Source organism: Sphaerisporangium rubeum, from assembly GCF_014207705.1.
Lineage (GTDB): Bacteria > Actinomycetota > Actinomycetes > Streptosporangiales > Streptosporangiaceae > Sphaerisporangium > Sphaerisporangium rubeum.
This window is the reverse complement of sequence record NZ_JACHIU010000001.1, coordinates 4,330,921-4,350,463: the sequence shown is the minus strand read 5'-3', so window position 1 is coordinate 4,350,463 and position 19,543 is coordinate 4,330,921. Positions and strand designations below refer to the sequence as shown.

Sequence of the window (19,543 nt, the reverse complement as noted above, 5' to 3'; positions counted from 1 at the left end):
GGTCTCAGCGGAAGGGGGGACACAGCGCGCTGGCCACGCGGCAGAAGTCCACGTGACCTCGGATGATCAGGGAGGTGGTGGTCACGTCCCTCACCGTAGGACGCGCCGCGTAAAGTCAACACAACCGGTAGGGAATGCAGGTTTAAGCGACGGTGCGTGTGCGGTCGCTGTCCGGATGTGGCCGTGGCGGCTCTGCCGGGTTGACGTCTCGCGCCGGTAGCTCTATAAACGAGTAAATCTACTAAATAAGTGGGAAATAGGGAGTTTAGATGAACGCTCGCAGGGTTCGCGGGGTGGTGGCGGTCGCCGCCGCTCTGGCGCTCACGACCTTGGCGGCGGCCTGCGGGGGCACGGACGCCGGCACTCCGGCCGGCGGAGGGGCCGGTGGATCGGCGGCGGCGGGCCCGGCCGAGGTACGGCTCGGGTTCTTCCCCAACATCACGCACGCCACCGCGCTCGTCGGGGTGGAGAAGGGCTTCTTCGCCAAGCAGCTCGGCAGTGGCACGACCTTGAAGACCAGCCAGTTCAACGCCGGCCCGGCCGCCATCGAGGCGGTGTTCTCCGGCGCCATCGACGCCACCTACGTCGGCCCGAACCCGGCGATCAACGCGTGGTCCAAGTCCAAGGGCCAGGCCATCAAGATCGTGGCGGGTGCGGCGTCCGGCGGCGTGTTCCTCGTGGTCAAGCCGGAGATCAAGTCCGTCGAGGACCTCAAGGGGAAGAAGATCGCGACCCCGCAGCTCGGCAACACCCAGGACGTGGCCCTGCGGTACTGGCTGAACGAGAAGGGGATCAAGACCGACACCAAGGGTGGCGGCGAGGTCTCCATCGTCCCGCAGGAGAACTCCCAGACCGTGCAGACGTTCGCCACCGGTGACATCGACGGCGCCTGGGTCCCCGAGCCGTTCGCCAGCCGCCTCATCAAAGAGAGTGGCGGCACGGTGCTGGTCGACGAGCGCGACCTGTGGCCGAACAAGCAGTTCGTGATCACCCACCTGATCGTGCGGCAGGAGTTCGCCAAGGAGCACCCCGACACCGTCAAGAAGCTGATCGAGGCGCACGTCGAGGCCAACGCCTACATCAACTCCGACCCGGCCGGGGCCGCGCAGACCATCAACGCCGCACTGGAGAAGCTCACCGGCAAGCCGCTCAAGCCGGAGGTCCTCGACGCGGCGATCAAGAACATCACGTTCACCAACGACCCGATCGCCTCGTCGCTCGTCGGCAGCGCCGACCACGCCGTCAAGGTCGGGCTGCTCGACCCGGTGGACCTGAACGGCATCTACGACCTGACGATCCTCAACGAGGTCCTCGCCGCCAAGGGCGAGCAGGCCATCTCCGACAAGTAGCCGGATCCAGGAGGAACGAGAGCATGACTGCTCCGCTTGTGGAGCAGGCCGGCGGCCGGGTCGAGGGTGACAACCCCGCGATCCGGCTTTCGGCCGTCTCCAAGATCTACGGTCAGGGCAGGAACGGGCTGCTCGCCCTGGACGAGGTGTCGCTGGACGTGGCCCCCGGCGAGTTCGTCTGCCTGCTCGGCGCGTCCGGGTGCGGCAAGAGCACCCTGCTGTCGCTGGTCGCCGGGCTGGACCGGCCGACGGCCGGGACCATCGAGGTGGATCGCAAACGGGTGGCCCTGATGTTCCAGGAACCCGCGCTGTTCCCCTGGCTGACGGTGTCGGCGAACGTCGAGATGGCGCTGCGCGCCAAAGGCCTCGCCAAGGCCGAGCGCCGCGAGCGCGCGCAGGAGTTCCTGCGCGTCGTGCACCTCGGCGACTTCGGCGCCAAACGTCCGCACGAGCTGTCCGGCGGCATGCGCCAGCGCGTCGCGCTCGCCAGGGCCCTGGCCCAGGACGCCGACGTGCTGCTCATGGACGAGCCGTTCGGCGCGCTGGACGCCATGACCCGTGACCTGCTGCACGACGAACTGGAGCGCATCTGGCGCGAACGCGGCCTCGCGGTGCTGTTCGTCACCCACAACGTGCGCGAGGCCGTACGGCTCGGTGACCGCGTGGTGCTGCTGTCCAGCCGTCCCGGCCGGGTCGTCGAGGACTTCCGCGTCACGTTGCCGCGGCCGCGGCGCGGCGAGTCACCCGAGGTGGGACGGCAGGCGGCTCAGATCACCGAACGGCTGAAGCAGGAGGTCATGCGCCATGGCGGCAACTGAGACCCGCGCGGCCGACGCGCACGCGCGGCAACTCGCCGGCCTCGACGCGCTGGAGCTCGTGGCACCGCGTAGGACGGCCCTCCCCACCCGCGCCTGGGCCGCGGCGTGGCCGGTGCTGTCGGCCATCGCCATCGTGCTCGTCATCTGGCAAGGCGTGGTGTGGGCCGGCTGGTGGCCCGAGTACGTCTTCGCCGGGCCCGTCACCACGCTGACCGACCTCGCGCACCGGCTCGGGGAGGCCGAGTTCTACCAGGCGGTCGCCGTCACCATGCGCCGCGCCATCGTCGGCTTCGCGCTCGCGATCGCGGTGGGCCTGGTCGTCGGCGCGCTGGTGTCGCGCATCGGGCCGCTGCGCCGCGCGGTCGGCTCGCTCATCACCGGCCTGCAGACCATGCCGTCCATCGCGTGGTTCCCGCTCGCCATCCTGCTGTTCGGCCTCACCGAGAGCGCGATCCTGTTCGTCGTCGTGCTCGGCGCCGCGCCGTCCATCGCCAACGGCCTGATCGCCGGAGTCGACTACACCCCGCCGATCCTGCTGCGCGCGGGTCACATGCTCGGGTTCCGCCGGCTGTCGCTGTACCGGCACGTCATCCTGCCGGCGTCGCTGCCGTCGTTCCTCGCCGGCCTCAAGCAGGGCTGGGCCTTCGCCTGGCGCTCCCTGATGGCCGGCGAACTGCTCGTCATCATCGCCAACCGTCCCTCGCTCGGCGAGCAGCTCCACTTCGCGCGCGAACTCGCCGACTCACCCGGCCTGCTCGCCACCATGATCATCATCCTGGTGATCGGAATCGTGGTCGACCGGGTCTTCGGTGCGGCCGACAACGCGCTACGCCGCCGCTGGGGACTGCACCAGGTCACCAACTGAAGGCCCGGCGGCGATGCGGATCTCCGCCAGGACACAGTACGCCCTGCGAGCGGCGGCCGAACTGGCCGCCGCCTCGCCGGGCCCCCTGCCGGCCGACAAGATCGCCGAGGCCCAGGGCATCCCCCGCAGGTTCCTGGACAACATCCTGCTGCAACTGCGCCGAGCCGGCCTGCTGCGCAGCCGCCGCGGCCCCGACGGCGGCTACTGGCTGGCCCGCGCTCCCGACCAGATCAGCCTGGCCGACATCGTGCGCATCGTCGAAGGCGTACCGGAAGGCGGCGACCACGGCGGCTTCCCCGGCGTGGCGGGCCCGCTCGCCGACGTCTGGGACGCACTGCGCGACCACGAACAGGCCCTGCTGTCGGACGTCACCCTCGCCGACATCACCCGGCGCTCCGCTCCGCTCGCGCCGCCAGCAGCCGCCACACCTGGTTCTCCTCGGCCGTGAACTGGCCGGTGATCTCGGCGGCCCGGTCAGGCGGCACCGTGTCCACCAGCCGGACCAGCTCAGGGGGGACCGCCGTGTGCGGCGTCCAGCTCATGCGGTGGTCCTCCAGCACCAGGCACCACAGCGCTCCGGCCTCCGGCAGCCGGTCACGCGCGCCGTCGAGCAGCGACGTGATCTCCTCGACGGACGCGCGGTGGTGCAGGTGCGGCCGGTGTCCGCCGAGCATCGCCAGCGCCAGGTAGTAACACACCCGCGGGTCGCCGGGGTCCAGCTCGCGCGCCTCGGCCATGCGCCGCCGCGCCGCCGCGTACCGCCGCGCGCGCAAGGCGCTCAGACCGAGGCCGAACGGGTCGGGACGCTCGGCCGGCGCGTGGATCTGGATGGTCTGCGCCTGGTAGAACGTCTCGCCGTACTGCGCGCCGACACTGAACAACGCGGCCGGGCCGCCGGCGTCCCGTGACGGTGGCGCGGCTCGTCCGGCGGCGTCCCATGACGGTGGCGCGGCCGGTCCGGCGGCGGCTTGCGGCGGCGGCGCGGCGGGACCGCCAGGCCCGCCGGACGGACGGCCGTCGTACGGGGAGGGCCCGCCGGGTGCGGCGGTCGTCCCGCCAGGCGGGTCCCCGCGATCGCCCGCGAGCGGGAAGCCGGGGACGTGGATGTAGGCGAGCTCGTGGAAGCCCTTGCCAGGCAGGTCGACCCCGGCCTCGCGGAAGGCGGCGGGTCGCAGGCCGCCGAACTCCGACAGCACCACCTTGCGGTACACGGCGTCCGAGACGATCAACGCGAGGGACGCGTTCGGCGCGGCCGCCAGTGCCGCGCGCACCGGCGCGGAGTCGAGCAGGCGGCTCACCACGACGAGCGCGGGCCCGGCCGCGCCGAGACTGCTGCGTGCCAGCACATCGGTGTGCATGGCCACCCGCAGCCGTATCGCGTTCCCCGGCGCGTGACCGTCGTTGTGGTCGCGCAGCAACTCGTCGAGCTCGGCCACCCACCGGCCCACCACCGCGACCGGATCGGTCCCCTCCGGCAACTCGGCCAGCTCGCCGTCCCCGCTCATCTGGCGGACCCACCTGCTCCTGTCCATCCCCGACCGCTCCGCCGCCGCGGTGAGGATCTCGTCCAGGTCTTGCTGCACCTCGAGCTGCCTGCGGGTGGTCCGGGAGCTGTACCCGCTGACGTCCACCCCGACGACGAACCGGTCGACCAGTTGAGGACGTGCGGCCACCGGACCTCCCGGCACGATTCGCGTACGGATTTCCACGGGACAGGAGGAACCGGCCATGAACGTTCTTCCCCCATAGGCCGCCGACGGCGTCCCCGCCGTGATGGGGCAAGTATGACAGTCAGCGGGAAGATCGCACCTTGTATAAATAATAGAAATGACGGTCAGGCGTACGGAGAGGTTGTTTCCGTCCCATGGACGGAAACCCGGGATAAGGCGGTGGCACGACTCCAGGAACGGCACCGACCCGGCTGACCGGCAGAGGCTCACCGCCGGCGGACGGTTCGACCCGGTGGCGCGGCCCGCACGCTGGGTCTGGTGATCCGGCCGCTCAGAGCCGGATACCTCTCACGGCCGAGCCTCTGGGTGCCGTACACGCACACCGGATCGTGACCGGTGTCAGGCGTCCGGCGGGGACGGACGCCGGCTGCGCACCAGCCGGGCCAGTGCCGCGGTGGTGCGGCGGGTGAGGTCGCCGGCCGTCGCGAGTTCGCCGGCGGTGCGCAGGTCGGTGGCGTACTGGTCGGCGGCGCGCAGGGTCTCGATGTGGTCCTCGCCGAGCAGGCGCACGCTGCGGCGGTAGGTGTCCTCACTGAGGCGGTACGCGCCGGCGTGGTCGCCGGTGGCGCGCAGCGCGCGTGCCGTCAGGCCGGCCGCGCGCAGGGCCTCGGGGTGGTCCTCACCGGCCGTCGCGCACACCGCCAGCCACGTCTCCTTGGCCTGGCCGGCCGCGAGCACCGGGAAGCCCGCCAGCAGCAGGTCGCGCGCGTGGCTGTGCGCGGAACGCAACGTGTCCAGGTGGCGGGGGCCGAGCACCTTGGCACGACGGCGCAGCGTGTCCTCGTTGAGGCGGCGGGCCCGTTCCGGCTCGTCGCCGGCGAGCAGCAGCGCGAGCAGGTGCGCCGAACGCAGGACGTCCGGGTGGTCGGGCTCCAGCGCCTCGGTCAGGCCGGACAGCGCCTCCTCGCAGAGCTCCCTCGCCTGGTCGCGCCGGCCCTCGGCGTGCAGTTCCGCGGCCAGGTTGTGCACCGATCGCAGTGTCTCGGGATGGCGGGGGCCGAGGACCTCGCGGCGCGCGTCCACCACCGTCTCCAGCAGCTCGACGGCACGCGCGGCGATCCCGGCCGGCGCGTCGCCGCCGCGCGCCAGCGCCGACAGGTCGACCGCCAGGTTGTGGCCGGCGGTCAGCGTGGCCGGGTCGCCGGGGCCGAGCAGCCGGCCGCGCCGGTCGTACACCTCCTGGTCCAGCACCAGCGCCTCGCGGTGCGCGCCGAGGTCGTGATGTGCGCGGGACAGCAGGCCGGCGGCGTCGAGCACCGGCTCGGCGTCCGGCCCGAGGGTGTCACGCCAGCGGTCGCGCACCTCGGTCGCGAGGCGCAGCACGGTACGGGTGTCGCCGCGCACCGCGAGGTAGCGCAACGCGTCCAGGTGCAGCCGGTGGCAGGCGGGGTCGTCCGACCCCGGCAGGTCGAGTGCCAGCGCGTGCGGCAGCACCGTTCCGTACCCGGGCCAGGAGCACGGGTCGCGCGGGTCGCCGGGGTGCGCGCGGGCCAGCGCCGGCCGCAGGTCGGGTACGGGCCCCGGATCCGTGTCACGCAGGAACGCCTGGAGCAGGCCGTGCACGCGCACCGACGTCCCTTCGATGCGCAGCAGGCCGAGACGGGCCGCGTCCGTGGCCGCTTCGGCGAGGCGCAACGGGCTCGCCGCCACGGCGCGCAGCGGCTCGGGCAGGTCGGCCGCCGCGGCGGCCAGCAGGTTCCACGGCACCGGCGCGTCACCGAGGTACGCGCAGGCCCGCAGCAGTTCCGCCGCGGCGGGGCTGCTCCTGGCCAGGGAGTCCATGCTCAGCGTCCACACGGCCGCGAGCGTCCGGCCGTACCCCGGCACGGGCTTGGTGTCGAGCGCGCCGGCGGTCCGCGAGCCGAGCTCCTCGGCGTACTCCTCGGGATCGAGCGGCGCTCCTCGCAGGAACAGCGCTGTCTGCGCCACCGCGAGCGGCAGATGGCCGAGCCTCTCGGCGATCGGCGCGGCCCGCGTGGTGCCGGGCTCGTGGAGCAGGGCCGACATCAGCTCGCGCGACTCCTCGGCCGCGAGCGGGCCGAGGGCCAGCGGCGCGGCCAGCGCGGACCACTCGGGATTGCGTGAGGTGATCAGCACGTGGAGAGCGTCGCTCGCGGGGACGTAGGCCTGCACGGCCTCGGCGTCCGGCGCGTCGTCGAACACCAGCAGCCAGCGGCCGTGATCACGCAGCGCGTCGAACAGCACGGCGCACACCGTGCGCATGTCCCCCTGGACGGCCAGCCCGAGCGCCGTGGCCATGCCGCCGAACTGCTCGCCGAGCAACTCGGGCCGTCCGGCCGCGATCCACCACATCCGCGAGTAATCGGCGGAGAACCTGCGTGCGTACTCCAGTGCGAACTGCGTCTTCCCCATGCCCGGCATGCCGTGCACCGCCACTACCGACGCCGAGGCCCGTCCGGCCTCCATCAAGCCCCGCAGCTCGGTCAGTTCCCGTTCCCGTCCGACGAAGTACCGCACCCGCCGCGGCGCGCCGGACTCCGGCACCCGGGGGTCGGGCCACGCGGCTCCCGGCACCTCCGCGCCGAAGGCCCGCGGGGGATGCTCGCGGGGATGGACGTGGATCGTCTGGGCCTGGTAGAACGCGTCGCCGATCTGGACGCCGGTGTGGAAGCCGCCGGCGGGGGCCGCGGACCCGGCCACCGGGACGTCCGCCGCGGGAAGGGGAGCCCGCGGCGGGAGGGCCGCGGCGCCGGCGGCGGGGACGCCGGAGGTGAGAGGTTCACGGGAGGCGAGGAACGCGGCGGCGGCCCGGCCGGCGAGCCAGGTGAACCAGAGGCGGTCCTCGGCCGGGAGGACGGCGCGGCCGGCGTACAGCAAGGCGCAGGCCACCACGGACGGCAGGTGGAGGTCCTCCCACTCGCCGGTCCTCTTCACCGAGCGGGCCCACGCGGAGGTGGCGAGGCTCGTGCTCGTGACGAGGTCGCTGAGGCCGTTCGGCACCAGGGCCCGGTGGCCGCCGGCCGGGTCGATGAGGAACTCCCCGAGCGCCACCCGCTGCGGTTGCGGCAGGCCCGGCAGGCACGGCGCGATCATCGCCATGACGAAGTGCAGGGGGTCGTGCGTCAGCGGCGCGTCGGTGCCGAACCGCGACAGGCCGGCGAACCACCGCTCCGGGGGGTCGGCGTCCGGGTCCGTGGAGACGATGACGTTCCCGGGACGCAGGTCGCCGTGCGCGTTGCCGGTGAGCACCGGCAGCCTGATCGTCGCGGCGGGCCCGGCCTCGTCGAGCAGCATCAGCGGATCGGGCAGGACCGGCCCGCCGCCTGGCAGGGGCGGCGCGTGGTTCGCCGGGTCGCGCAGCCACTCGTGGATCGTGCCGCCGCCGGCCACGCGGTCACCGAGCACCGAGGTCAGGAACTCCGGCACGGTGCGTTCCACCAGGCGCGGCCCGCCGGGATTCCACCCCGCCAGGGCCAGCGTCATGATCTGCCCGCAGACCGGCGCGACGGCGGCGAACGCCGCGAGGCCTTTCTCCAGCGGCCGCGACAACGGCTCAAGCCCATGGAGCGGGCCTCCCGCGAGCGGGCCCGGCTCCGGCCCGGCCGGGTGCGGCTGCACGATCACTTTGAGCGGCGGGCCCTCGCGCGGTTTCGTGCACGCGGCCAGCAGGCTTGTCGTGGTGTCCCCGTTTCCCGGCCACGTCAGGAGCCGCAGCTCGACGCGTGTGTGGCGCATCCACGCCTTCAGCGCGGACCGCTGCGGCTCCTCGACGAGGTCCAGCAGCCGCCGTGTGCCCTCCGGCTGGTCCATCGGCCCGGCACCGGGCCTGTCACTTCTCGCCGGAGGAACGGTCCAGGCCGGTCTCGGGGTCGTCGCGGTTGTCGTTCGCGGTGTCCGCCGGCAGCCCGTCGTACCGCCTCCAGCGGCGGCCGTCGAAGACCTCGATCTCACCGGACGAGGTGAACCGCACGTCCCCGGCTTCGGCCGACGCGTCATCCCGCATGCTCATATTCCGCAGTATGCCTGCTCATCAGTCGATATGGGCTGCGTTCCGCCGAGGTGGTCGACTAATGGAGTGAGCACTCACTCATTGACAGAGTGAGTGCTCACTCCGTAGAATCCTCTCATGATGAACACAGACGAGGACACCGGCAAGGCCATGGCACTGAGGGCCGCGAGGGCCACCGGCGCGGCCGGGGAGCCGACCCCGGACGAGAGCGGGGAGAGGCGGCGCCGCGCACCGGCGATGAGCGCCGACGAACGCAGGCAGATGATCGTGCAATCGGCGTTACCGCTGGTGGCCGAGTACGGCGCGGCGGTGACCACCGCGCAGATCGCGCGGGCCGCCGGCATCGGCGAGGGGACGATCTTCCGGGTGTTCGCGGACAAGGACGAGGTGCTCGGCGCCTGCATGGCCGAGGCCGCGTCCCCGGACCGGGTGCTGCGCGAGCTCGTGTCGATCTCGCTGGAGCAGCCTCTCGCGGACCGGCTCGTCGAGGCCATCGAGTCGCTGCGCGCCTACCTGAACCGCATGGGTGCGGTGGCGGGTGCGCTGATGGCGTCCGGCCGCGCGCCGAGACGCGACCGGCCGTCGCCGCAGGGACGGCAGCCGGGGCTGGACCGCGAGACGTCGACGGCCGCCGTCCGTGACGCGCTGACCGATCTCTTCGAACCCGACCGGGACGCGCTGCGCCTGTCGCCTGAGCGCTGCGCGCAGGTCTTCATGTCCGCCGCGTTCTCACGGGGCCGCCTCACCGGCCACGACGTCGCCGAGATCACCCCGGCCGAGATCGTCGACCTGTTCCTCCACGGCGCGCTCGCCGCGCGGGAGTGACGGGGTGCCGGCGCTACCGCCGTGAAACTTTCCGGCGCGGAGGCGGGCCGTCCGCACGTCACCCGGGGGCCGGACGGTGAGGGGGTTCGTGGCGACATGAGAATAGTTTGGATGGACACCTAACATAATCGCCACGGTCGCCGTACGTCCGGTGGCGGGACCTGCGCGGGTGCCGTGGCGGCGGCGACGAGGATCTCCAATGTCCCCGCGCGCGGCGAGCGGCGGGTGGAAGGAGTCGGCGATGTCCATCCGGAGAACGGCCGCCGTGCTGGCCGCTCTGGTCGTCGGCCTGGCGGCGGCGGTGTCGATCACGACGAGCGCACGTGCCGCCGCCGGCTGCCAGATCATCTACAAGGTCGCGTCCTCGTGGCCCGGAGGGTTCAACGGGGACGTCACGGTGCGCAACCTCGGCGACCCCATCTCCTCCTGGACGCTGCGCTGGTCCTTCGCCAACGGCCAGCAGATCACCCAGGCGTGGGGAGCCACGGTGACCCAGAGCGGCGCGCAGGTCACCGCGGTCAACGCGAGCTACAACGGCAGCCTCGGGACGTACGCCACCGCCACCTTCGGGTTCAACGCCTCGGTGAGCGGCAGCGCCAACACCGTGCCGACGGCGTTCACCCTCAACGGGGTCGCCTGCGGCAACCCGAACCCGACCCCGCCTCCCACCCCCACCGCCACGGCCAGCCCCACCTTCACCCCCACCCCCACGCCGTCCACCCCCGGCAACCAGCTCTGCACCTCCGGCGACTCGGTCACCATGGGCAAGTACTGGCTCAACAACAACCTCTGGGGCCAGAGCTCCGGCACCGGCCGCCAGTGCGTCTGGTCGGGGTCGACCAACGGCAACACGATCTCGTGGGGCACGAGCTGGACGTGGAGCAACTCGCCGAGCCAGGTGAAGTCGTACGTCAGCGCGGTGCTCGGCTGGCACTGGGGCTGGAAGGTCCCGGGGAGCGGGCTGCCGGTGCAGGTGTCGGCGGGCCGCAACGTGAACACCACCTGGAACTACAACCTGAGCCTCCAGGGGGGCACCAACACCCTCAACGTCGCCTATGACCTGTGGCTGCACCCCAACGCCAGTCCCAATACCGAGAACCCCTCCGACGAGGTCATGATCTGGACCTACCGCGGTGGCGGCGCCTCCCCGGTGGGAAGCCGCCAGGCCACCGTGACCGTCGCCGGGACCACCTGGGAGCTGTGGCGCGGCAACGTCGGCTGGGAGGTCTACTCGTTCGTCCGCACCGGCAACACCAGCAGCGTGCAGCTCAACCTGCGTGACTTCCTCAACGTGCTGACCTCCAGGGGCTGGCTGTCCTCGTCCAAGTACCTGACCAGCGTGCAGGCCGGCACCGAGATCTTCGTCGGCCAGGGCCGCCTCGACACCACGGCGTACTCGGTCGCCGTCTCCTGACCCGGCCGTGTCCCGGGGCCCCTCCGGCCCCGGTCCCGGCGGCGCGGCCCGGCCGCGCCGCCGGGGGTACGGCGGAGCCGCTCGTCCGGCGCCGGCGGGGGCCGGTTACCGTACGGTGGCGGCCCGCATCGCGGCCGTGAACTGCGGAAAGGAGATCCGCGATGGCGCGGCCGGAGAGCGAGCCGGGTGGGGCCGAGGACGAGCGGGACGCCGGTAACGCCGGAGAACACCAAGACCACAGGGAACACAGGGAACACGGAGAAAAGCGAGAAACCGGAGGCCGCGGGGACTCGGGGGACCGTGGGGAGACCGGCGGCCACGGGGACGACGGCGACATGGAGCTGTACGACCTGCGGGTCCGGGTGGACCGGATCGAGGGCCGGTCGGTGTGCGGCATGCGTGTGGGGGATCACTTCGACCTGACCGACAGCGCGCACCTGACGCTGCCGCACGGCCGGCACTTCTGTGTGTACGCGCTCGCGGCCGTCCTGCCGTTCCTCGCCGCCAAGCAGCGGGACCTCGCGGCGGGGGACTGGCTGGCGCGCGACTCGCTGTTCGCCTGCCCCGACCCCGAGGAGCGGCTCGTCATGCGGGTGGAACGCACCGGCAGGCGGCGGATGAACTCGGCGGACCTGACGTGAGCGCCGAGATCGGCCTCGGGCTGCAGAGCGACAAGCGGCCGGGGGACTACGCGAGGCTGGCGCGCAAGGCCGAGGAGCACGGGTTCGACGTGCTGAGCGTCTTCGGCGACCTCATGTACCAGCCGCCGATCTTCCCGCTGCTGGAGATGGCGGCCGTGACGCGCCGCGTGCGGCTCGGCGCGGCGTGCCTCAATCCCTACTCCATGGCGCCGTACGAGATCGCGGGCCAGGTCGCCGCACTGGACCTGGCCTCGGACGGCCGCGCGTACCTCGGCCTGGCCCGCGGCACCTGGCTGGACGCGGTCGGCGTCCCGCAGCCACGGCCGCTCGCCACCGTGGAGGAGGCGGCCGCGGTCGTGTACCGGCTGCTGCGCGGCGACGCCTCCGGCTACGAGGGGACGGTGTTCCGGCTGGCCCCCGGCACGGCGCTGCGGTACGCGGTGCGGCGGCCCGATCCGCCGCTGCTGCTCGGCGCCTGGGGGCCGAAAGGCGCGGCGCTCGCGGGCCGGATCGCGTCGGAGATCAAGGTCGGCGGCAGCGCCAACCCCGCCATGGTGAGGATCGTCGCGGACCGGGTGCGGCAGGGTGAGCTCGCCGCGGGCCGGACCGCGGGGGACGTCGGTGTGGTGCTCGGCGCGGTGACCGTCGTGGACGCCGACGGCGCGGCGGCCAGAGCGCTGGCGCGGACCGAGGTCGCCATGTACCTGGCCGTGGTCGCCGATCTTGACCCGGTGGCCGGCGTGCCGCGCGACCTGGTGGCCCGGGTGTCGTCCCTGGTGGACGACGGCAGGCACGAGGAGGCCGGCCGCCTGGTGCCGGACGACGTCCTCGACCTGTTCGCGTTCTCCGGCACCCCCGACCAGGTGGCCGCGCAGGCGCAGGCGCTGATCGACGCCGGGGTGCGCCGTGTCGAGTTCGGCACCCCCCACGGGCTGACCGGCGACGGCGGCGTGGATCTGCTCGGGACGGCCGTGCTGCCGGCCCTGCGCCGCTGACCTTGCGTTCGTAAAGTCGGTTCGCTCGGCGGCGGGGGATGTCGAGGTTAGCGGGCATATATCCCTTTTGATGGCCATTCAGCAGGCCACCGGGTGTGAGGGAGGATCGGCAGGAAGGACACCACGGCGGACGAGGAGGCGAGAGATGGACGGCACCGAGACGAAGATCCGCGCCGGGTACCGCGTGCGTCCCGTCGGCGCCGGGGAGCGCGACGAGCGCGCGTCGGCCAACGCGGGAGAGCCGACCCTGGAGTTCGCCGAGTCCCTGCCGTACGACGCCTACGTGCGGGCCGGCACGCTGCACAGCCTGCAGGAGCCGCTGGGGGAGGACCCCGGCGAGATGTCCTTCCTCATGATCACCCAGATCATGGAGCTGTACTTCGGCCTCACCCGCTTCGAGGTGGACGAGGCCGCCGCGCGGCTGCGTGACGACGACGTGTGGGGTGCGCTGCGTCCCCTGCGCAGGGCCGCGTACGACCTTGAGGGCCTCAACGCGGCGTGGCGCGGGCTGCGCTGGATGACGCCGTCCGACTTCAACCGGTTCCGCGACCTGCTCGGCGAGGGCTCGGGCTTCCAGTCGGCGATGTACCGGCGGCTGGAGTTCGCGCTCGGCCTGCGCAACGCCGCGCTGGCCCGGCCGTTCCGCGGCCAGCCGTCCGTCCACGCCGAACTGGTGCGCGACCTGCGGGTCCCCAGCCTGTGGGACGAGGTGATCGCGCTGCTCTCCCGGCGCGGCTTCGCCATCCCCGCCGAGGTGCTCGGCCGTGACCTCACCGAGGCGCACGAGAGCCACCCGGCGGTCGAGGCGGCCTGGGTCGCGATCTACCGCGACGACACACCGGACAACCACCTGCGCATGCTCGGCGAGGCCCTGTCGGAGGTCGCCGAACGCTTCTCCGACTGGCGGTACGAGCACCTCAAGGCCGCGCAGCGCGCCATGGGAGGCAAGGCCGGCAGCGGCGGTTCGGCCGGCGTGGCGTGGCTGCGCCGCGGCCTTGACCTGGTGGTGTTCCCCGAACTGCTGTCCGCGCGGACCCTCATGTGAACACGGACCCTCAGGTGAACACGGACCCTCAGGTGAGCACGGATCCTCAGGTGAGCGGGGACGGCGAGGCGGAGGCCAGGCGCCTGGACGCCGCCGATCCCGGTCACCGTGAACTGTTCCACGTGCCGCCGGCCACCGGGGGCCGGTACGCCGAGACCGCCTACCTGGCAGGCAACTCCCTCGGCCTGCAACCGCGCGCGACCCGCGCCGACCTGCTGGCCGACCTCGACGCCTGGGCCACCCTCGGCGTGGAGGGCCACCTGGAAGGCACGCGGCCGTGGCTGCCGTACCACGAGTACCTCACCGGCGCCGCGGCCCGGCTGGTCGGCGCGCTCCCGGAGGAGACCGTGGTGATGAACTCGCTCACGGTCGACCTGCACCTGCTGATGGTGTCGTTCTACCGTCCCGGAGGCGCGCGGCACCGCATCGTCATCGAGGACAGCGCCTTCCCCTCCGACGGCTACGCCGTGCGCAGCCAGGCCCGCTTCCACGGCCTGGACCCCGATGAGGCCGTGGTGCGGCTGCGGCCCCGCGACGGTGAGGACACCCTGCGCACCGAGGACGTGCTCGCCTACCTGGAACGTGAAGGCGACCGGGTGGCCCTGGTGCTGCTCGGCGGCGTCAACTATCTGACCGGCGAGCTGATGGACATCCCGGCGATCACCCGGGCCGGACGCGCCGCCGGAGCCGTGGTCGGCTGGGACCTCGCGCACGCCGCCGGCAACGTCCCCCTCGCGCTGCACGACTGGGACGTGGACTTCGCCGCCTGGTGCTCCTACAAGTACCTCAACGCCGGCCCCGGGGCCCTCGCCGGCGTGTTCGTGCACCGGCGGCACGTCGGCGACCCGTCGCTCCAGCGGTTCGAGGGCTGGTGGAGCACCGACGCCGCCACCCGCTTCGCGATGGCACCGGTGTCCCGTCCCCCGGCGAGCGCCGACGCCTGGCAGGTCTCCAACCCGCCGATCCTCGCCATGGGCCCGGTCCGCACCTCACTGGAGATCTTCGACCGGGCCGGCATGACGGCGCTGCGGGCCCGCAGCATGCGGCTCACCGGGTACCTCGAACGGCTGCTCGGCGACGTCACCGCCACCCGGCCCCTCACCGTGATCACCCCGAGGGACCCGGAGCGGCGCGGCGCGCAGCTCTCGCTGCGGGTGGGCCTCGACGCCGGTGAACTGGCCAAACGCCTGCGGCACGAGTACGGCGTGATCGCCGACGCCAGAGAGCCCGACGTCCTGCGCGCCGCACCGGTGCCGCTGTACTCGACGTACCACGACTGCTGGCGCCTCGCGGACGCGCTCGCCGGGCTGGTGGAGGAGACACGATGACCGAGCACGGCGAGGTCGCGATCGTCGGCGCCGGGCTCACCGGATGCCTGCTGGCGTGCTTCCTGGCCAGGCGCGGCCACCAGGTCACGCTGTACGAGCGCCGCGCCGACCCGCGCGGCCGGCCGCCGGAACGCGGCAGGTCGATCAACCTGGCGCTGTCGGAACGCGGCATCGACGCGCTGCGCCGCATCGGCCTGGACGACCGGATCCTCGCCGGCGCGCTGCCGATGCGCGGCCGCATGGTGCACCCCGTGCACGGCACCCCCGGCTTCCAGCCGTACAGCGTGCGCGGCGACCGCGCCATCAACTCGATCGGCCGCGGCGCGCTCAACGACGCGCTGCTCGAAGCCGCCACCGCGCTCCCCGGCGTACGCGCGGTCTTCGGCCACCGCCTCACCGGACTGGACCCCGCGACCGGGGAGATGGTCTTCCGGACCGGCGACGGCGAGGCCAAGGCGACCGCCGCGGTGGTGCTCGGCGCGGACGGCGCGGGCTCGGCCGTGCGGGCCCGGCTCAAGGAGTACGGCACGCTCACCGAGGACGTCGACCACCTGGAGCACGGCTACAAGGAACTGACCGTCCCGCCGCGTGACGGCGACTTCGCGCTCGACCCCGGCGCGCTGCACATCTGGCCGCGCGGCACGTCCATGGTGATCGCGCTGCCGAACCCCGACCGGTCGTTCACCTGCACGCTTTTCTGGCCGCGGACCGGCCCCGGCGGCTTCGCGTCGCTGGCCACCGCCGAGGCGGTCGAACGGCACTTCGCGGCCGAGTACCCCGACCTCGTGCCGCTGATCCCCGGCCTGAGCGACGACTACCTGCGCAACCCCGTGGGGACGCTCGGCACGGTGCGCTGCGCGTCCTGGCACGCCGCCGGCCGGGTCGGGCTCGTCGGCGACGCCGCGCACGCCATCGTCCCCTTCTACGGACAGGGGGCCAACTGCGCGTTCGAGGACGTCGTGGCGCTGGACCGCTGCCTGGACGACACCGGCGGCGACTTCGCGGCGGCGCTGCCGCTGTTCGAGGCCCGCCGCCGGGAGGACACCGAGGCCATCGCCGACATGGCGCTCGCCAACTTCGTCGAGATGCGCGACAAGGTCGCCTCGCCGCTCTTCCAGCTCGGCAGGCGCGCCGAGCACGCGCTGGAACGCGCGCTTCCCGGCCGGTACGTTTCCCGGTACGAGCTGGTGTCGTTCTCGACCGTGCCGTACGCGCGGGTGCGGCGCCGGGTCAGGCGGCAGCACCAGGTGGTCGCCGCGCTCGCCGCGGCCGCCGCGCTGGCCCTCGGCGCGATCGCCGTCCGGCGCGGGCCGTAGCCGTACTCGCGGAAGGGAACGCAGCATGAGTGACATCGCCGGCCCGGTGAGCTTCCCCGGCTGGATCGAGGAGAACCGGCACCTGCTCAAGCCGCCGGTGGGGAACAAGGAGATGTTCCCCGGCGGGTCGGACTTCATCGTCATGGTGGTCGGCGGGCCGAACCGGCGCACCGACTACCACGTGGACCCCTACGAGGAGTTCTTCTACCAGATCAAAGGCACCATGCACGTCGACGTCATGACTGAGGACGGGCTGCGGAGCGTCCGTATCGGCGAGGGTCAGATGTGGATGCTGCCCGGCGGCGTGCCGCACTCGCCGCAACGACCCGAGGCCGGGTCCATCGGCCTGGTGGTGGAGCGCAGACGCGAGGAAGGCACGCTGGAGCGCTTCCAGTGGTACTGCCCCTCCTGCGGCGCGCTGGTCCACGAGGTCGAGCTGCAGGTGCGGGACATCGTGCGGGACCTGCCGCCGGTGTTCCAGGCGTTCTACGACGACGAGACGGCCCGCACCTGCGGCCGGTGCGGCGCGCTGCACCCCGGCAAGGGCTGACGGCGACCGGCGGCCCGCTTCCGCTCAGCCGCCGGATCGACCTGGTGTGAACATTTGTTCACGATATTTAAGTGCTGGTAAAACTGCGGTATGGACTCTCTGCTCATGGACTGCACCGTCGTGGACGCGCGGGTCCTGACCGGCGCCGGGCCGGTGACCGACGCGGCCGTGTGGGTCCGGGGCGACCGGATCGCCGCCGTGGGCCCCGCCGCCGAGGTCGCGGCGGTCGCGCGCGCCGCGGGGGACGTGCGGGAGATCGGCCTCGGCGGCGCGTACGTCACCCCCGGCCTGGTGAACATGCACACCCACCTGTCGCTGTCCCTGCCGGGGAACGGCGGTGACACGGTCAAGGACATGGGGCCGCACGACCTGGCCCTCCACATGGCGGACGGCGCGCGGCGCACCCTGCTGTGCGGCGTCACCACGGTGCGCTGCGTCGCCGAGAAGGACCACGCCGACTTCGCGCTGCGCCGCGCCATCACCGCGGGCCGCGTGCCGGGGCCGCGTGTCTTCACGGCTGGCCGTGCGCTCGTCTGCACCGGGGGCCACGGCCACGAGGGGACCGACACCCTGGAGTGCGACGGCGCCGACGGGCTGCGGCGCGGGGTCCGCAGCCAGGTCAAGGCCGGGGCCGACCTGATCAAGGTGATGATCTCCGGTGGCATCGCGGGGGAGCACGAACAGATCGGCACGCGGCAGCTCTTCGCCGACGAGACGCGCGCCGTCATCGAGACCGCGCACTCGTGGGGCCGCAAGGTCACCGCGCACGCCGGCCCCGCCGAGGTGATCGCCGAAGCCGTCGAACTCGGCCTGGACTGCGTCGAGCACGGCTATCAGCTCACCGGCCCCGTCGCCGGGCTGATGGCGGCACGCGGCACCGCGCTGGTGCCGACGCTGCTGGTCACCAGGTGCGAGGAGTTCTTCGCCGAGCTCGGCGTCCCCGAGTGGATGCGCCGCCGCTCCCTGGACGCCGGTCCCCGCCACCTGGAGAGCTACGCGACCGCGCTCGCCGCCGGCGTCGAGGTGCTGCTCGGCAGCGACATGCCGCCGTTCTGGCCGTTCGAGGGCACCAACGCCACCGTGCGCGAGCTCGAACACATGGCCGCCGGGGGCCTCGGCCCCGCCAGGGCCCTGTACGCCGCCACCCTCGGCCCGGTGCGCTGGCTCGGCGCCGCCGCCGACCTCGGCACCGTCGAACCCGGCAAGTACGCCGACCTCATCGCCATGGACGCCGACCCCCTGGCATCCGCCTCCGCCTTCCGCGGCGTGCGCTGGGTCATGAGCGGCGGACGCGTCGTCCGCGACGACGCGTCCGGCTGGGCCGTCCTCTAGGCGGATGTGATGATGGGTCCCAGGGGGATGCGGTGAACGAGGAACACACAGCCACCGGTGAGCCGGGCCGTCCCGGCGAGGAACGCAGGGCCGCCGGGGAACCCGGCCGTCCCCGCGGCGGCGAGTCCACGGCCGCGGTGCACGTGCTGGTCGTGGCGGCTCCTGGTCTGACCGCCGACCGGGGACTGCTGCGGCAGGTCGCCGAGGCCGAGTGCCGCGCGCTCGGTGTCGAGGGCCGCCTGGTCGTGGCCACCGGCGCCGCCTCCCTGTGGGACGTCCTCTCGACCGCCGGCAAGGACGAGTCCTGTGCCTTGGTGGTCCTGCACGGCCCCGACCCCGCCGTCCGTCCCGTGCAGTCCCGTCCCGGCCCGCACGCACCCCGCACCGTCTGGTACGACCCCGGCCTCCCCGGCGCCACCGACGTCACCCCCGGCTCCACCCACATGTCCGGCCGCGGGGTCTGGGGCCTCGCCTGGGCCGTCCGTCACACCGTCCACCGCCTCCGCCACCCGGCCCACCGCGTCCCGTACGGCCCCGCCGGCGACCAGTGGGCCGACCTGCGTCTGCCTTCCACACCCGTGAGCTCCGCCGGCTCCGGCGGTCCCGGCGCCGAGCGGCTCTCCGGCGTCGCTCACGCTTCTGACACCGCTCACCTCCCCGCCACAAGCGATGTTTCCGGCATCGCCGATACCTCCGTCGGGCCGGTGCCTGTGGTGATGCTCGTGCACGGCGGCTTCTGGCGGTCGGTCTGGGGTGCCGACCTGATGGACGCGCCGGCCGTGGACCTCACCGCTCGCGGGTACGCCACCTGGAACGTCGAGTACCGCCGTCCCGACCACCACGGCTGGCAGGCCACCACCGCCGACGTCGCGGCCGGACTCGCCGCGCTCCACGACCTCGCCACGACCGACCGGCGGATCGACCCCCGCCGGGTCGCGGTCGCGGGCCACTCGGCGGGTGGACAGCTCGCGCTGCGGCTGGCGGCCGACACCGGCCCGTCCGGGCTGGCGTTCGCCGTCTCCCTGGCCGGAGTCGTGGACCTGCGCGAAGGCGACCGGCGGCGCATGGGAGCCGGTGCCGTCGCCGCGGCGCTCGGTGGCTCCCACGAGGACGTGCCGTGGGTGTACGCGGCGGCCGACCCCCTGTCCCGCCTCCCGCTCGGCGTGCCGCACCTCGTCGTCCAGGGCCGCGACGACGACCTGGACCTGGTCGACATGGCCCGCCGCTACACCGCCGCGGCCCGCGCCGCCGGCGACCACGTCATCCACCTGGAACACCCCGGCGACCACTTCGCCGTCATCGACCCCGCCACCCCCATCTGGGCCGCGACCGTCGAGGAACTGGCCCGCCACCTGCACCCCTGAC

The 19,543-nt window shown here is 73.1% G+C and carries 17 protein-coding genes; 14 read left to right on the top strand and 3 right to left on the bottom strand.

Annotated features, from left to right (window positions below):
* Positions 1 to 269: 269 nt before the first annotated feature.
* The 4 genes from BJ992_RS18640 to BJ992_RS18625 are packed head-to-tail and all read left to right on the top strand — an operon-like array spanning position 270 to position 3,480.
* Positions 270 to 1,349 carry an ABC transporter substrate-binding protein gene (locus BJ992_RS18640; protein WP_184982725.1) on the top strand — a complete coding sequence of 360 codons (1,080 nt, stop codon included), beginning with the start codon at positions 270 to 272 and terminating at the stop codon, positions 1,347 to 1,349.
* Between the two features lie 23 nt (positions 1,350 to 1,372).
* A complete protein-coding gene (locus tag BJ992_RS18635) occupies positions 1,373 to 2,167 on the top strand; it encodes an ABC transporter ATP-binding protein (RefSeq protein ID WP_184982723.1) in 795 nt (264 codons plus the stop codon).
* Positions 2,154 to 3,032, top strand: coding sequence for an ABC transporter permease (locus tag BJ992_RS18630; RefSeq protein WP_184982721.1), 879 nt, complete (start codon positions 2,154 to 2,156; stop codon positions 3,030 to 3,032). The genes BJ992_RS18635 and BJ992_RS18630 overlap by 14 nt, the downstream gene beginning before the upstream one ends.
* A 13-nt stretch (positions 3,033 to 3,045) precedes the next feature.
* Positions 3,046 to 3,480 (top strand): RrF2 family transcriptional regulator, encoded by a 435-nt coding sequence (locus BJ992_RS18625; RefSeq protein ID WP_184982720.1) that lies wholly within the window; start codon positions 3,046 to 3,048, stop codon positions 3,478 to 3,480.
* Here BJ992_RS18625 and BJ992_RS18620 read toward each other — a convergent pair.
* The 3 genes from BJ992_RS18620 to BJ992_RS18610 all read right to left on the bottom strand — a co-directional run bounded on the left by BJ992_RS18620 (position 3,416) and on the right by BJ992_RS18610 (position 8,732).
* A complete protein-coding gene (locus tag BJ992_RS18620) occupies positions 3,416 to 4,705 on the bottom strand; it encodes a hypothetical protein (RefSeq protein WP_184982718.1) in 1,290 nt (429 codons plus the stop codon). The two genes, BJ992_RS18625 and BJ992_RS18620, sit on opposite strands and share 65 nt — an antisense overlap.
* Positions 4,706 to 5,101: 396 nt before the next feature.
* Complete coding sequence (gene fxsT / locus BJ992_RS18615) at positions 5,102 to 8,533, bottom strand: FxSxx-COOH system tetratricopeptide repeat protein (protein ID WP_184982716.1); 3,432 nt, start codon at positions 8,531 to 8,533, stop codon at positions 5,102 to 5,104.
* 19 nt (positions 8,534 to 8,552) lie between these two features.
* Complete coding sequence (locus BJ992_RS18610; RefSeq protein WP_184982714.1) at positions 8,553 to 8,732, bottom strand: hypothetical protein; 180 nt, start codon at positions 8,730 to 8,732, stop codon at positions 8,553 to 8,555.
* Positions 8,733 to 8,849: 117 nt separating this feature from the next.
* Between BJ992_RS18610 and BJ992_RS18605 the strand changes: the two genes are divergently transcribed.
* The 10 genes from BJ992_RS18605 (at position 8,850) to BJ992_RS34335 (ending at position 19,542) form a co-directional block, all read left to right on the top strand.
* Positions 8,850 to 9,557 carry a TetR/AcrR family transcriptional regulator gene (locus BJ992_RS18605; protein ID WP_246496710.1) on the top strand — a complete coding sequence of 236 codons (708 nt, stop codon included), beginning with the start codon at positions 8,850 to 8,852 and terminating at the stop codon, positions 9,555 to 9,557.
* Positions 9,558 to 9,798: 241 nt separating this feature from the next.
* Entirely contained in the window at positions 9,799 to 10,971 is a 1,173-nt protein-coding gene (locus BJ992_RS18600) for a GH12 family glycosyl hydrolase domain-containing protein (RefSeq protein ID WP_184982712.1), read from the top strand.
* A gap of 161 nt (positions 10,972 to 11,132) precedes the next feature.
* On the top strand, positions 11,133 to 11,612 hold the full coding sequence (locus BJ992_RS32200; RefSeq protein WP_221474884.1) for a TIGR04076 family protein: 480 nt from the start codon (positions 11,133 to 11,135) through the stop codon (positions 11,610 to 11,612).
* Positions 11,609 to 12,607, top strand: coding sequence for an LLM class flavin-dependent oxidoreductase (locus tag BJ992_RS18590; RefSeq protein WP_184982710.1), 999 nt, complete (start codon positions 11,609 to 11,611; stop codon positions 12,605 to 12,607). Before BJ992_RS32200 ends, BJ992_RS18590 begins: the two co-directional genes overlap by 4 nt.
* Before the next feature lie 145 nt (positions 12,608 to 12,752).
* Positions 12,753 to 13,652 (top strand): tryptophan 2,3-dioxygenase, encoded by a 900-nt coding sequence (locus BJ992_RS18585; RefSeq protein ID WP_184982708.1) that lies wholly within the window; start codon positions 12,753 to 12,755, stop codon positions 13,650 to 13,652.
* 32 nt (positions 13,653 to 13,684) lie between these two features.
* Positions 13,685 to 14,980, top strand: a complete 1,296-nt coding sequence (gene kynU, locus BJ992_RS18580; RefSeq protein ID WP_343072737.1) for a kynureninase — start codon at positions 13,685 to 13,687, stop codon at positions 14,978 to 14,980.
* Positions 14,977 to 16,296 (top strand): FAD-dependent oxidoreductase, encoded by a 1,320-nt coding sequence (locus tag BJ992_RS18575; RefSeq protein ID WP_184982706.1) that lies wholly within the window; start codon positions 14,977 to 14,979, stop codon positions 16,294 to 16,296. The genes kynU and BJ992_RS18575 overlap by 4 nt, the downstream gene beginning before the upstream one ends.
* Positions 16,297 to 16,321: 25 nt before the next feature.
* Positions 16,322 to 16,846: a 3-hydroxyanthranilate 3,4-dioxygenase gene (locus BJ992_RS18570; protein ID WP_184982704.1), complete on the top strand. Its 525-nt coding sequence runs from the start codon at positions 16,322 to 16,324 to the stop codon at positions 16,844 to 16,846.
* Positions 16,847 to 16,936: 90 nt separating this feature from the next.
* On the top strand, positions 16,937 to 18,178 hold the full coding sequence (locus tag BJ992_RS18565) for a metal-dependent hydrolase family protein (RefSeq protein ID WP_184982702.1): 1,242 nt from the start codon (positions 16,937 to 16,939) through the stop codon (positions 18,176 to 18,178).
* 32 nt (positions 18,179 to 18,210) lie between these two features.
* Positions 18,211 to 19,542, top strand: a complete 1,332-nt coding sequence (locus BJ992_RS34335; protein ID WP_184982695.1) for an alpha/beta hydrolase fold domain-containing protein — start codon at positions 18,211 to 18,213, stop codon at positions 19,540 to 19,542.
* The last annotated feature ends 1 nt before the right edge of the window (position 19,543 follow it).

Coding starts and splice junctions, on each gene's coding strand:
- BJ992_RS18640 (WP_184982725.1), top strand. CDS start 270: ATGAACGCTCGCAGGGTTCGCGGGGTGGTGGCGGTCGCCGCCGCTCTG.
- BJ992_RS18635 (WP_184982723.1), top strand. CDS start 1,373: ATGACTGCTCCGCTTGTGGAGCAGGCCGGCGGCCGGGTCGAGGGTGAC.
- BJ992_RS18630 (WP_184982721.1), top strand. CDS start 2,154: ATGGCGGCAACTGAGACCCGCGCGGCCGACGCGCACGCGCGGCAACTC.
- BJ992_RS18625 (WP_184982720.1), top strand. CDS start 3,046: ATGCGGATCTCCGCCAGGACACAGTACGCCCTGCGAGCGGCGGCCGAA.
- fxsT (WP_184982716.1), bottom strand. CDS start 8,533: ATGGACCAGCCGGAGGGCACACGGCGGCTGCTGGACCTCGTCGAGGAG.
- BJ992_RS18610 (WP_184982714.1), bottom strand. CDS start 8,732: ATGAGCATGCGGGATGACGCGTCGGCCGAAGCCGGGGACGTGCGGTTC.
- BJ992_RS18605 (WP_246496710.1), top strand. CDS start 8,850: ATGATGAACACAGACGAGGACACCGGCAAGGCCATGGCACTGAGGGCC.
- BJ992_RS18600 (WP_184982712.1), top strand. CDS start 9,799: ATGTCCATCCGGAGAACGGCCGCCGTGCTGGCCGCTCTGGTCGTCGGC.
- BJ992_RS32200 (WP_221474884.1), top strand. CDS start 11,133: ATGGCGCGGCCGGAGAGCGAGCCGGGTGGGGCCGAGGACGAGCGGGAC.
- BJ992_RS18585 (WP_184982708.1), top strand. CDS start 12,753: ATGGACGGCACCGAGACGAAGATCCGCGCCGGGTACCGCGTGCGTCCC.
- BJ992_RS18575 (WP_184982706.1), top strand. CDS start 14,977: ATGACCGAGCACGGCGAGGTCGCGATCGTCGGCGCCGGGCTCACCGGA.
- BJ992_RS18570 (WP_184982704.1), top strand. CDS start 16,322: ATGAGTGACATCGCCGGCCCGGTGAGCTTCCCCGGCTGGATCGAGGAG.
- BJ992_RS18565 (WP_184982702.1), top strand. CDS start 16,937: ATGGACTCTCTGCTCATGGACTGCACCGTCGTGGACGCGCGGGTCCTG.